This window comes from Bacillus sp. ISL-55 (genome assembly GCF_018613155.1).
Taxonomy (GTDB): Bacteria; Bacillota; Bacilli; order Bacillales; family Cytobacillaceae; genus Mesobacillus.
This window is the reverse complement of the sequence record NZ_JAGGQU010000021.1, coordinates 1-13,480: the sequence shown is the minus strand read 5'-3', so window position 1 is coordinate 13,480 and position 13,480 is coordinate 1. Positions and strand designations below refer to the sequence as shown.

Genomic DNA, 13,480 nt, shown 5'->3' with positions numbered 1-13,480 from the left:
GAAAAGGAGGAATTTTCCTATGTATGATGTAGCAATTATCGGAGCAGGCCCAGCTGGCGGAAGCGCAGCGATTTTCACAGCAAAGGCTGGCAAGAAAACAATCGTGCTGGATAACAATAAAAGCGTAACGAAGCGTGCCTGGATGGAGAACCACTACGGAGCACCTGAAATTGCAGGACCAGACTTAGTTGAAACGGGCATCAATCAAGCCAAAAAACACGGTGCTGAATTCGTTGAAACGACAGTGACTTCTGTCAGTAAATCTGACAGCGGCGTTAAAGTGGTAACGGAAAATGGCGAGTATGAAGCAAAGCACGTCATCATCGCGTCAGGCATGATGACTGATGTAGCTGAAGCCTCAGGTCTTGCAACAAAAGACGGCACAGAGCCAAGAATCAAGACGATTTTTGATGTCGATGCTGCTGGTAAAACAAATGTAGAAGGCGTTTGGGCTGCAGGCACTTGCGCAGGCGTAAGCATGCACACAATCATCACAGCTGGAGACGGTGCGAAGGTCGCCATCAATGTCATCAGCGAACTGAACGGCGAGCGTTATGTCGATCACGATGTTTTTAAATCATAATAGACTTAAAGCCTTGCAGCAATGTGCAAGGCTTTAATTTTGTCTGAGATTCATATTTTTAGCAAAAGGAACAACATTGTCGTTGAAAAAAATCAACGACTAGTTGCTGTAGTTAAACTGGTCATCAATCTTCCCATCCTCATCATGGATGTAGGCCATAGTGCCAGCTTCTTCAGCCAATCTTTTTGCTTCCTTCACTGCCTCGGATTTTGAACCAGTGGTAAGTTCAGGATCATCTTGTCCCTCTTTTTTGACAGCCCACCCCTCTTCATCATGGGGCACGGCGTGGAATCTTGCATTATCCGTTCCAGCGCGGTCCTTGAAATAATCTTCACGTTCCATATTTTCATTCTTTTTTTGAGCCATCTTAATACCTCCTTGATTGTTTTGGTTGCACCTTGGAAAGGTATTAAGACTTTACCCGAAAAAAAATGTCCAAAAACGCTTCGGAAAATGATGAATATTTTTGGCGAGGAACACTTATAGTATTTTGTCATCTTGCTGGCTGTCTGCATTAGCAGCAACCTGCCGTGGGTATGTGACCTGCAAAATGCCATCATGGAAGCTGGATTGAATGAACCTCGCCTCGGCAGGTTCAGGAAGGGGAATCAGGCGCTCAAATTCACCATAAAACCTTTCTTTTTTAACCTCCATATCAGGAGGGAACAAGGATCTGGATCTTCCTTTCACCACCAGAGTCTCCTTATTTCTTAGAACCACAGAGAGGTCGCTTTTGCCCAAGCCGGGCAGTTCAATGATCAAGCAGATGGCTGAATCATTTTTGTATATATCATATAAAGGAAAATCTTCACCTGCTTTGACCACTCTCTCCGGGATACCATGATTGAATAGCCCCCGCCAAAAATCGTCTTTTTGATATTTATTCGTCAACTCAAGCCACATTTTCACTTTTTCCATATCCATCTCATGGCACCCCCAGTGAGAATTCTATATTTGATTCGCAATCGGGGCAGAAGGGTTGGCAATTTGATCCTGGTCACTGACGTCCGGATCCAGAATTCCGGTATTCTGGATGGAAGATGCTGGCGATAAATCACCTAGTGAAAAATTGACCCCAAAATTTTTGCTGTTAGCCGTGTGGCTATTATGGACTGTTGGCCCAACATCCAGGTTTCCGTTTTGAGCGATTCCATTCACTTTGATATTAAAAATATTTATTTGGTAAGGCATCGAAAACCTCCTTATCTTCCTCAAAGCAGCTGTTTGACTTCTAACTGTCTTCCAGGTTATTTATTCAGTCAAGAGGTGACAGACTTTTGAAAGCGAACCCTCCATGTAATCATTATGGGATTAAATAATGGGTTCATCAATTGGGGCCAGCGGAACTCCCTGATAGGTTGAATCTGCCGTGGCAATCGCAGCTTGGTCATTTACATCCGGATCAATATAGACATTATCCATTAATGCTTCAGTTGGTGAGGCATCTCCAAAAGAAGAATTTATTCCTTGTGACTTATCATTGGCTGTATGGCTGTTATGGATTGCTGATCCAATGGTAATGGAGCCATTTCCCGAAACACTATTAACTTTGAAATAAAAGAGGTTTATTGTGACTGGCATAATATTTCATCCTTATTCCGTCTTTGAGGTACTATATGCAGTCTTTGGCCCAAATGTTCATTTATATTGAGAGAGGATATTCTGCCGGAAAATGGACAAATACCTATAAAACTTTTGATGAGTGGATAAACACCCAGAAAATTTCTTTGTTTTTGCGTAATCTTTAGTAACCTTAGCCGCGGGACTGCTTGTTGCAGTGCTGTTCAGTCCGATCTATGGATATGATTTTGGTTATCCATACTATGCCCCATACCCTTATTCTTGGTGAGTATGAAAAAAAGCTTGCTGCCAGAAATGCTTGACACGGAATATTAGTGATAGCACAAGCCTTCTGAAAATAAGATGTAATATTAAAGGCTGGAGGTTTTAACCATGGCAGTTGTGAAGCATACGGACGCTGATGTCGATTTGTTGGCCCGATTGTTGCGAGCGGAGGCTGAGGCTGAAGGGCAGCAGGGAATGCTGATGGTGGGAAACGTAGGGATTAACCGGATACGTGCGAACTGTTCTGATTTTAAGGGGTTAAGGACCGTGCCGCAGATGATTTATCAGGAGCATGCTTTTGAAGCAACGCAAAAGGGTTATTTTTATCAGCGGGCAAGAGAGTCTGAGAAAAGACTCGCAAGGCGTGCGCTTAAAGGGGAGAGACTTTGGCCGGCAAAATTCAGCCTGTGGTATTTCCGCCCACCTGGGGATTGTCCGCCAACATGGTACAATCAGCCGCATGTCGGCCGATTTAAGCTTCATTGTTTTTATGAGCCAACAGGTGAAGAGTGTGCGAATATTTATAACACCTTTTAAATAGCTGGACTGTCCTGGTTTTAAACCTGGCAGTCTTTTTTTGTTTTCATATTGACAATAGGAATTGATTAGGATTAAAGTTAAAAGGGTTAATAGTTAAACAGTTGAACAGTTAAGGTGTGGAATAAGTTTTAGACGGGGTGAATATATAAACATGTGTGAGAAATCGATCAAGGATTTAGTGGACCATTATATCCATGTTTCATTTTCGGTCAACAAGATTGCCGAAGGTTTGATCAAGGAAGAAATAGGTTCTGATCTAACTAATGACCAGCATTATACACTGCGGTATATCAACAAAGTAGGTTCATGCACATCCTCTGAGCTGGCGGGAGTTTTTGATGTAAAAAAAAGCGCAATCACCGCGATTATTACGCGCTTGTGGGAGAAAGGCCTCATTCAGAGAACGAGGGATGAAAATGACCGGCGCCTTGTTTATCTGGCATTGACCGACAAAGGAAATGACCTGTTCCAAAAGACAGAGGAGCGGATTCATGCCCTTGTTGAATCGTTCATTACGCAGTTTGACCAGGATGAAATCGTCAGTTTCCTGAAGATGTACGACAAGCTGAATGATATTTTAATTGATAGAAAGAGCAGGGTGGAATAACGTGAAATTCATAATTAAGCAAAAATGGTTAGTCCTTATTGCGTGGATTTTGGTGGCTGCAGGCCTTTTCATGGCCGCACCGAATATGGCGGAACTTGTCCGGGAAAAAGGGCAGATCACAGTGCCTGATGAGTACTCATCAACATTGGCCGGTAAAATCATGGATGAGGTAAGGAAACAAGAAGGCGGCGGGGATGAAACCCAGGTCGCACTTGTTTTCCATAGTGAAAAGAAATTGACACAGGAAGAAATCAAGGAGGCGGAGAAGGCAATCTCCGAGCTTGAAAAAAATAGTGAGGAAATCGGTATCACCGATATCCTGACACATTTCAATGAAGAAAGTCTGAAGGATCAGCTTGTCTCCGAGGATGGAAAGTCCATCCTTACATCTGTTACGGTCAGCTGGAATGACCGTGAACCAGCAGAAGTCAGCAAGCTGCTCTATGAAACAATTGAAAACGTTGACGTTGACTATTATTACACAAGTCAGTGGCTAATAAACGAGGACTTGATGAACAGCTCTGAAGAAGGCTTGAAGAAGACAGAAGGCATTACGGTTGTCTTTATCCTTGTTGTGCTGCTGCTTGTGTTCAGGTCAGTCGTCGCACCTGTCATTCCGTTACTGACAGTGGGGATGTCATACCTTGTATCACAATCAATCGTAGCGATGCTTGTTGATCAATTCAACTTTCCGCTCTCGAACTATACGCAAATCTTCCTTGTGGCCGTTCTGTTCGGAATCGGCACAGATTATTGTATCTTGCTGCTAAGCCGATTTAAGGAAGAGATGACACATCATGAAAGCGTGCCGGCTGCGATTGTCGCGACATACAAGAATGCGGGACGTACAGTATTTTTCAGCGGTGTAGCTGTTATGATAGGATTTGCCGCTATTGGGTTCTCGCAATTCATTCTCTACCAATCTGCTGCAGCAGTAGCGATTGGTGTCGCGATGCTTTTGCTTGGATTATTCACGATTGTCCCATTTTTTATGGCGGTATTAGGACAAAAGATATTCTGGCCTTCTAAACAAAGCGCTGAACATGGTGAAAGCAAGCTATGGGGAACGGTCGGCAGCTTTTCACTGGCCCGCCCATTTCTCAGCCTCCTAATCGTAGCCGCGGTATGCGTACCGTTCCTGTTTGCCTACGATGGGGAGTTAAGCTATAACTCATTGGATGAAATCAGTGGCGATGTAAACTCAATCAAGGCATTCAATGCCATTGCCGATAGCTTTGGACCTGGTGAATCGATGCCGACACAGGTCATCCTGAAAAATGACGAAAGAATGGATTCAGCTGAATACATCGAGCTGGCTGAGAAAATCAGCTCTGAATTGGAAAAGGTCGACCTCGTTGATACAGTCCGCTCGGTCACAAGACCAACCGGTGAACCAATCGAAGACTTCTTTGTTTCAAAGCAAGCAGAAACCCTTGGTTCAGGCCTTGGAGAAGGAAAAGAAGGCCTGGATAAAATCAGTGAAGGCCTTCAGGAAGCAGAAGCTGAGCTGTCTAAATCAGCTCCAGAATTGGAAGGTGCTGCTGACGGCATCAACCAGCTGATTAATGGCACAACCGAAATCAAGTCAGGCCTCGGTGAAATCCAGAACAACCTGGCAAAAATCGAAAATGGCATCCGCCAGGGATCTGTCGGGTCTGATCAGATTCAGGCTGGATTAGCAGAAGCTAAGGCTGGAGCTGAGGCATTGCTGGCTGGGTATCAGGAGCTACAGGGGAAGTATGTGGAGATGCAGACTGGCCTTGCAAAGATTGAAGCTGGGTACAAGGAAGCTGACGCTGGTGTTGCTCAGCTATCGAATGGAATCTCAGAAACGAATGGACAACTATTCAGCTATTTGGAAAATAGAGACGGCACTTTAAAGACAGATGGAGATTACCAGAAGTTAAAAGGAGCCCTAGGTATATATCAACAAAAATTAGCTGGAGCATCAGATGGGATAAATGAATTGAACCAAAAACTTGCGCTGATTACTGGCGGCATGGCCCAAACAAACGAAGTCTTTGCCGGAGCCCTTACCCAGCAGGCAAACTTCGGCCCTGGCCTTCAACAGCTCATCGACGGAATCGAGCAGCAGCAGGCGGAATTGAATCAGCTCGCTGATGGACAGGGGCAGATTGTTGCTAACTTCCCTAAGTTATCGGATGGGTTGACTGGAATCAATGCCGGTCAGCAACAATTGCTTTCAGGATTTGGCGGTCTCGGCGGCCAGTTGAGCCAGCTCACAAATGGTCTTAGCCAGAGCACAGATGGCTTGAACCAGGTATCTGAAGGTCTTGTCTCTGCGCAGGAATATTTGGATGGACTGGCTGAATCGGATTCCAAGGGGTTTTATTTGCCAGCTGACGTTCTTGAGAGTGAAGAATTCACCCAGGTATTTGATGTTTATATGTCAAACGACCGTAAAGTCATGACGATGGACGTTATCTTTGAAGCAAATCCTTATTCAAATGAAGCGATGGCTCAGGTGGCTGAAATCGAGGAAGCAGTCAAGCGTGCGACGAAAGGGACGAAGCTTGAGAACGCAGATGTGGCAATCGGCGGTATCACGAGCACGAACGCGGACCTTGATACAATGTCAGGGCAGGATTATTCACGGACAGTAATCCTGATGCTGCTCGGGATAGGCATCATCCTGGTCTTCCTGTTCCGTTCGATCATCATGCCAATCTACATTATCGGCTCATTGATTTTAACCTATTATACTGCTATGGCTGTCAATGAGGTCATTTATGTAGATATCCTTGGTTATTCTGGCATCAGCTGGGCAGTACCGTTCTTTGCATTCGTCATCCTGGTTGCTCTTGGAGTCGACTACAGCATCTTCTTGATGGATCGTTTCAATGAATATAAGAATCTATCAATCTCTGAAGCGATGCTGCTGTCGATGAAAAAGATGGGAACTGTCATCATTTCGGCAGCCATCATCCTGGGCGGTACCTTCGCGGCGATGATGCCATCAGGAATGATGTCCTTGCTCCAAATCGCATCGATCCTCCTGGTAGGATTGTTCTTATACGCATTCATCATGCTGCCGCTGTTCATCCCGGTACTTGTGAAGAACTTTGGTGAAGCAAACTGGTGGCCGTTTAAACGAGCGTAAGTGAATGGGAAAAAAGAGGCTGCACGCTGCAGCCTCTTTTTATATCATTAATATTCAATGACCACCATATCCCAATATGTGAGCGACGGCAGAGTGAGAATGATTTTATCCCCATTTTGTCTAAAAGGAATGGAGATGGGTTTCCCGCCTTTGACATCCGGAGAAGCCATCCAGATCTTCTCTGCTTTTTTATCATCAGTCATTACAAAGGCAAGGTTTTTCTGCGTTTCCGGCTTTGCCTGGTCGCCGTTTGTATCTTGCCATTCCATTGAATTGGCATCAAGGAAATTAATGAAGTGAAGAACTTTTTTATTCTCTTTCTTCTTCGCAATGACCCAAAGTTCATTCTGCTTTGCTGCATCAATGGATAATGGCAATCCATCTTTTGATTCCAGTGAAACATCTGATTCAGTTACGGAATCTCTTAACAAATTTTCATATCCTGTCAGGAAATCGTAATAAGAAATCAGTTTCCTTTCTAAATTAGCTGGAAGCTGTAACTGGTTATGAGGGAAATATTCTTTGGACAGCATATGTTCTCCAAGCTCGAGATGGGCGCCTCCATTCGCAAAAATAACCGAATTCGCGAGCAATATACCAGGTTCATTGAATTCACCTGGCTGGTTGGAATGCTGGTAATTCATATAAGCAGCAAGAACCGAACTCTTTCCGCCTGAAAGAGAGGAGTTTTCATCAAGGATTTTTTTGAGGTCATTGAAATATCTAAATTCATCCCAGACTTCCGTATATAAGAAGGCTGGTGATGCCTGTGAGATCGAAGCTTGTCCATACTGGTTCACTGCATTCATGACAATCTGTTTGCCGGGAAAGTTGTTTTTGAACTTTTTTAAAAATGGAGCAAAGCTTTCATCGATCAATATTTGGTCTCCCCACTCATTAAAGACTTCGCCGCGATCACCTAGCTGGTCAATATGCCATCCGTCGAAGGGAAGGGCCTCATAAACCGAACGCTGCTGGTCAATCAGATAGTCCTGCCACCATGGATTGGTAGGATTCATGATGTTGATATTGCTTTTCCACTCATCAGGAAGGGGGTGCTGGTCAATCTCTGTCCGTTCACGGTCCTTGAACAAATGCCAGTCGTATTCAAGCCCTCTGTCTTCGAAAGAGCCATACAATAAGTTGTAGGCCATTGTTTCCATATTACGTTCGTGGGCGAAAAAAATGTATTGGTTTATGGTATGAAGTGATATATTCCGGTTCGCTACATCCTGCCAATGTAATGCAGGGACGTCAGAGTTCAGCTTGAGTGGCTGTTGATGTTCAAAATGCCAATCATAGAATTGCAATCCATTGAGGTGATATCGATTTAACGACGAGATCATTTTTTTTATGTTTTCGGAAGGCATATCGTCGAAGCCCGATAGGAAACCGTAACGGGGAAATTTGCGCCAGTTACTGGACACATCTACAGCTATTGTCTCGGTTTGTATTTCGTTTCCAGCAGATAATTCAACTTCAATCAGGTATCCTTTGAAATCGGTCTTCGGCGGAGCCCATGACCAGGAGCCTTTGTTTACGAAAATTTCCTCTTTCAATTTCTTATCTAAATGAAAATAGGAAACTTTGATATTATAAGCCGTGGCGTTTGTATTCAGTTTGAAGTCTACTTTTTCACCTGGAGAGTATCGAGCTTGATCTGTTTGCAAGTCTGTGAACAGGTTCTGCACATGAACAGGCTTTTGCTTTTGAGATTGCTCTTTTGGATTTGGGTTCATCATAATGAATACCAGAAAACAATAAAATAAGCCATTTCTTTTTTTGCTTCATCTCGTCACCACCAATTATCAAAAATAATAGAAGGGACTAATCACAATTATGATTAGTCCCTAAATTCATTAAAATTTAATTTGTACTTTTTTGCTTTCCTCTGCTGGAACGTTTACGTACAGAGTTTTCGTTTCAGTTTCATAGAAATATGAACGTTGAGTATCTGTCATCTCTTTCATTGACTTAGCTGCTTTGTAATGATTTTGAGCTGCCTGGACTTTTCTAGGCGCTTTTTCATTATTCAGCTTCAATGTGTATTGCTTGATCGCTGAATCGTAATTGTCAGCTGACATCGTTTTAGAGAACTCGATTTTGTTACCGTTTTTCTTGATCTGGAAATCCGTTACATCAAATTCACCCATGCGATGGTCAAGTGATTCACCGTCATCTTCATAGAAGCTGTATGTTGCTTCATTTTTAAGGTATGTGTCCAATACAAGATTGGTCAGGTCTTTTTCACCTGTATATTGCTGTATTTCACGAGTCGGAATCATTGAATCCTTCTTCACGAAGATTGGCAGGTGACCAAGTGGTGCATCCACCTTGATTGTTTGTCCACCGTCATACTCTTTGTTTGACCAGAAATCTACCCATGTTTCACCCTGTGGCAGGTATACGTCACGGCTAGTCTGGCCTTGTGTAACAACAGGAGCAAGCATCATCGAATCGCCAAACATGAACTGGTCGTTGATGTCATAAGTGTTCTCATCTTCCTGGTAATGGTAGACAAGCGGCTGCTGGACCGGTGTGCCCGTTTCAGAAGAATCCCTGAATGCATTGTAAAGGTAAGGCATCAACTGGTAACGCATTTCGATGTATTTCTTGGAGATTTCTTCAACTTCCGGACCAAATGCCCAAGGCTCCTGGCCCTGTTTGATCGCGGCTTTGGCATCACTATCATAATGGATACGAGAGAATGGCAGGAATGCTCCGACTTCAATCCAGCGCGCAAACAATTCAGCATCCGGACGCTGAGCGAAACCGCCGATATCGTTTCCTACGAATGATACCCCAGAAAGACCGATATTGGTGTTCATAGGGATAGACATTTGCAAGTGTTCCCAGTTACTTACGTTATCGCCAGTCCAAAGTGCAGCATAGCGCTGTGTTCCGGCAAACATGTCACGAGTCAGAACGAAAGGACGTACATTTGGCTTGTGCATTCCCCAAGCATTATAGGTTGCTTCTGCTTCATCATGTCCGTATAGATTATGGTATTCAGTATGCAGTTTTTTATCATTTTCATAGCCAAAATAAGAATCGAGCGGCATCGTATGATTATGCTTTTCATCATCAAGGAATACAGCAGGCTCATTCATATCGTTCCAGATACCGTCAATTCCTTCATCAAACAAGATGTTGTGGTTCTTAGCCCACCATGTGCGGACTTCTTCTTTTGAGAAGTCAGGGAAAGCAGATTGTCCTGGCCAGACTGGACCAATGAACGGTGTCCCGTCTGCATTCTTTCCCCAGTAATCATTTTTCGTGCCTTCCTGGTACAAACGGTAGTTTTCATCCTGCTTAACAGCTGGATCATTGATTGCGATTGCGTGGAATCCAGGCATGGACTTCAGCTGTTTCAATGCTTGCTTGTATTTCTCGTCCCAAGTGAATACACGGTATCCATCCATGTAATCAATGTCAAAGTGCATCGTATCCAAGGGAATATTCTTTTCGCGGTATGTTTTCGCCACATTCACGATCTCATCCGCTGTGTATCCCCACTTACTTTGGTGCAGACCTAATGTCCATTTTGCAGGCATGTCCATTTTACCGGTTAATTCTGTATAAACATCCAGTACATCCGAGATTTCAGGTCCGTTCATGAAATAGTACGTAAGAGGGCCGCCATTGGCATAAAAGTAATAGTAGTCATCTGACTCGCTCGCCATTTCATAGTAAGAACGGTAGGAATTATCGAAAAGTATTCCGTAAGCTTTTTTATCCTTCAAACCGATGAAGAAAGGAATAGAAGTATAAACATATTTCGTGTCTTTTTCATATGAATAAGCATCTGTGTTCCACATGCCGATACTTTCACCGCGCTGGTTGAAGTTCAAGCCAGCCTGCTCACCGAAACCATAGAAGTTCTCGCCTTTTTCGGTTTTCTTGAAAACATATGGCTTGCCGTCTTCATAACCAGCGGCCGAACCATTTTGCAAGTAGTCTTCATTAATGACATTCCCTTGCTTGTCCATAAACTTCACACCAAATGGTGCTTTGCTGATTTTGATGGTCAATTCATCCGTTGAAATGGTGAATTCCTTTTTGCCATCCTGTGTCTTGAATCTTGGAGTCTCCCATTGTTGCTTTTTAATCGCAGGAGAAAACTCTTCCTTCTCTCCATCTTTTAAAATAGAAACTTTTACAAGATCTTTTGAAAAAATACGAATAAATGCATTGTATTCTCCTAAGTCGAATTGAACACCATTGTCCAATTTCTTGACGCTTTGAGCTGACAGCTTTTGCAGATTTTCCTTTTTCAAAGGTGTATCTGCTTCTGGCTGTGTAACAGCTGCAAAGGCAGAGTTTAAGTTCGCTGAAAGTGCCAGCATGATCACAGTGCTGATCATGACAAACAATCTTAGCGTTTTGTTCATAGGTCTCATGTCTACAACTCCATTCAATTTTTCTACCTCACTGACTCTATTGATTTAGCAGACTGCCGTCAACACCTGTATATACTTGTTTGGAGGCAGGTGTCATAAGTCCCGAGTGTGGGCTTGAACGGGAATGAAAACGATTCCGTTAAAAAATGGAAGCGGTTTGAACGGGATTTTAAATTAGTGCGATGGTCTGATGCTGTAAAAAAAGAAATCTAATGCAGGTCATTATCGCTAGGTTTTGTAATGTACTGAAATAATGTGTTTTAAAAAAAACGATCTGAAGACAATATTTGTTTATTTTTGGAGGATATATGGAAATGTTGTGTGTATGATGGGGAAGTGGAAGGAGGATGCAATGTATTTGTAATATATATCTAACGTTTACTGAATTCCCGATAATAAAAAACCGGACATATTTTCATGTCCGGTTCAGTCTTTTAAAGGTGCTTTTGCTTAATCAGCCAGGAGTTTATGACTAATTTGCTATTCTGAAGCTGTATTTAAATTCCTGGGTAATCCCAACTTTGTGAAGATCCAGCCAGCAAGTGCGCCAACAAGAGCGCCAACAAGAGCGGGCAGCAGCCAGCCGAGTCCCTCCGCATACAGCGGCAGTGATTTTAAAAGTGATGCTAATGCTTCAGACTCAACTCCGAATGTTTTCAAACCGTCAACTACGCTAACAAGTGTCGTTGCAAACACCGCACCGACATAAACTCCACGAGATCCCTTGAAAAAACGGTCCAGGAAAGATAGCATAACAAGCACGATAGTGATCGGGTATAGAACGATCAACACTGGAACTGAAATCGAAATGATCTGGTTAAGACCAAGATTCGCAATTAATAAGCTAACCACGGTTACAACTAGTGTGTAAGTTTTATAAGGAACCTTTGGCATCATTTTAGCGAAAAATTGGCTTGTCGCCGCAACAAGGCCAACAGCGGTTGTGAAGCAGGCCAGCGTTACAATCAAGCCGAGCAGCAGCATGCCAGGTGCCCCGAACATCAGCTTTGCCGACTCTGTTAAAATAGCACCGCCATTTTCGTATTCGCCAACTGAGGCCATTTTAGCACCGAGAAGGCCGACTGTTACATATACAAAAGCCAGTCCAACACCAGCAATTACGCCAGCTTTCAGTGTTTCCCTAACAACCTGCTTTCGTTCAAGAGATTTTTTCTGCTGGATAGCCCCAACAACAATGATTCCGAAGGCCAATGCAGCGATTGTGTCCATTGTTAGGTACCCTTCAAGGAAACCAGTGGCAAATGGTGCTGCCGAGTATTTTTCAGATACCTCTCCAAACGATCCATCCAGTTTTAAAAAGCTGCCAATCACAAGCAGGACGATAGCTGCAAGCAAAACAGGCGTCAGGATGCTGCCAATCCGCTCAACCATTTTTGAAGGGTTTAACGTAACCCAGAAAACGAGTGCGAAAAAGACTAATGTAAACAGTAAAAGTACTAGAGAATTTGTTCCGGATCCACCAAGGAACGGTTTAACGGACATTTCAAAAGCGACATTTGCGCTTCTAGGAATACCGAAGAAAGGCCCAATCGACAAATAAACAGCAGCGCTGAAAACGACTGCAAAAACCGGGTGTACCCTTGAACCGATTTCCTTTACCCCATCCTTAGCCATTGAAATGACAACCACAGTCAATAATGGGAGCCCCACTCCCGTAACAACAAAACCAAGCATCGCTGGCCAAAAATTCGCTCCGGCTTCCTGCCCCAGGAACGGCGGAAAAATCAGATTCCCTGCTCCAAAAAATAATGCAAATAACATCAGACCGATCGTGAGTGTTTCTTTACCTCTTAAGCTTCCCATCCTTTTTTCTCCTCCTAATATAATGTTCTGGCACTGAGAGTATAGGAAATTCGGAACGGAATGTTATAAAATGAAAAACAAAAAACTCGCCCCAAATTAGGGACGAGTTGTGCTCGCGTTACCACCCTGATTCCGCACAAACATGCGGCTCTCATCAACGTACCATCATACGTGTTCCATCTAACGGCGGACAAGCCGGCAAAAGCTTACTGCAAATAAGTTTCAGCTTTGCATCTCGGAGAGGATGTTCCTCTATAATCTGAACACCGGCTTGCAGCAATCACCGGCTCTCTGGGGATCAGGTTCCATAAAGGACGTGTTCTCGTCATTGATTTTTATTATTGTAAAATATATTTACAAGAACTATATTAATATTCAGATAATAATATGTCAATACTATTAGCCAAGGAAAGTTTTTCATTTTCAGACCGATACCCTCGGAATGTCTATGAGCCCCTGCATAATAGACACTTTGAAGCCCGTTTACTTCGAAATGTCTAGGAAATGCTGTTTAATAGACATTTTGAAGAAGGTTACTCTTGAAATGTCTAATAAGTGCT

At 43.4% G+C, this 13,480-nt stretch carries 11 protein-coding genes and 1 other annotated feature; of the genes, 4 read left to right on the top strand and 7 right to left on the bottom strand.

The window, feature by feature from the left end:
• The first annotated feature begins 19 nt into the window (after window positions 1-19).
• The gene (locus J7E32_RS11075; RefSeq protein WP_214907241.1) at window positions 20-583 is read left to right on the top strand and encodes an FAD-dependent oxidoreductase; all 564 of its coding nucleotides are present in this window, start codon (window positions 20-22) and stop codon (window positions 581-583) included.
• 99 nt (window positions 584-682) lie between these two features.
• Here J7E32_RS11075 and J7E32_RS11070 read toward each other — a convergent pair whose 3' ends face one another.
• The 4 genes from J7E32_RS11070 to J7E32_RS11055 all read right to left on the bottom strand — a co-directional run bounded on the left by J7E32_RS11070 (window position 683) and on the right by J7E32_RS11055 (window position 2,164).
• On the bottom strand, window positions 683-949 hold the full coding sequence (locus tag J7E32_RS11070) for a DUF2188 domain-containing protein (RefSeq protein WP_214907240.1): 267 nt from the start codon (window positions 947-949) through the stop codon (window positions 683-685).
• A 114-nt stretch (window positions 950-1,063) separates the two neighbouring features.
• The gene (locus tag J7E32_RS11065) at window positions 1,064-1,507 is read right to left on the bottom strand and encodes an Hsp20/alpha crystallin family protein (RefSeq protein ID WP_214907238.1); all 444 of its coding nucleotides are present in this window, start codon (window positions 1,505-1,507) and stop codon (window positions 1,064-1,066) included.
• 24 nt (window positions 1,508-1,531) lie between these two features.
• Window positions 1,532-1,774 carry a spore germination protein gene (locus J7E32_RS11060; RefSeq protein WP_214907236.1) on the bottom strand — a complete coding sequence of 81 codons (243 nt, stop codon included), beginning with the start codon at window positions 1,772-1,774 and terminating at the stop codon, window positions 1,532-1,534.
• 120 nt (window positions 1,775-1,894) lie between these two features.
• Window positions 1,895-2,164: a spore germination protein gene (locus tag J7E32_RS11055; RefSeq protein WP_214907234.1), complete on the bottom strand. Its 270-nt coding sequence runs from the start codon at window positions 2,162-2,164 to the stop codon at window positions 1,895-1,897.
• Window positions 2,165-2,536: 372 nt separating this feature from the next.
• On the opposite strand from J7E32_RS11055, the gene J7E32_RS11050 reads away from it, so the two are divergent.
• The 3 genes from J7E32_RS11050 (at window position 2,537) to J7E32_RS11040 (ending at window position 6,696) form a co-directional block, all read left to right on the top strand.
• Window positions 2,537-2,965, top strand: a complete 429-nt coding sequence (locus J7E32_RS11050; RefSeq protein WP_214907232.1) for a cell wall hydrolase — start codon at window positions 2,537-2,539, stop codon at window positions 2,963-2,965.
• Between the two features lie 154 nt (window positions 2,966-3,119).
• Window positions 3,120-3,575, top strand: a complete 456-nt coding sequence (locus J7E32_RS11045) for a MarR family winged helix-turn-helix transcriptional regulator (protein WP_214907230.1) — start codon at window positions 3,120-3,122, stop codon at window positions 3,573-3,575.
• 1 nt (window position 3,576) lies between these two features.
• On the top strand, window positions 3,577-6,696 hold the full coding sequence (locus J7E32_RS11040) for an MMPL family transporter (protein ID WP_214907228.1): 3,120 nt from the start codon (window positions 3,577-3,579) through the stop codon (window positions 6,694-6,696).
• 47 nt (window positions 6,697-6,743) lie between these two features.
• On the opposite strand, the gene J7E32_RS11035 is transcribed toward J7E32_RS11040, so the two are convergent.
• The 3 genes from J7E32_RS11035 to brnQ form a co-directional block, all read right to left on the bottom strand.
• A complete protein-coding gene (locus J7E32_RS11035) occupies window positions 6,744-8,438 on the bottom strand; it encodes a glycoside hydrolase family 66 protein (RefSeq protein ID WP_214907226.1) in 1,695 nt (564 codons plus the stop codon).
• A 117-nt stretch (window positions 8,439-8,555) separates the two neighbouring features.
• The gene (locus J7E32_RS11030) at window positions 8,556-11,087 is read right to left on the bottom strand and encodes a glycoside hydrolase family 31 protein (RefSeq protein WP_286183007.1); all 2,532 of its coding nucleotides are present in this window, start codon (window positions 11,085-11,087) and stop codon (window positions 8,556-8,558) included.
• Between the two features lie 489 nt (window positions 11,088-11,576).
• Window positions 11,577-12,920 carry a branched-chain amino acid transport system II carrier protein gene (gene brnQ / locus J7E32_RS11025; RefSeq protein ID WP_214907222.1) on the bottom strand — a complete coding sequence of 448 codons (1,344 nt, stop codon included), beginning with the start codon at window positions 12,918-12,920 and terminating at the stop codon, window positions 11,577-11,579.
• A 95-nt stretch (window positions 12,921-13,015) separates the two neighbouring features.
• Window positions 13,016-13,258 (bottom strand) — a binding site (T-box leader).
• Between the last annotated feature and the right edge of the window lie 222 nt (window positions 13,259-13,480).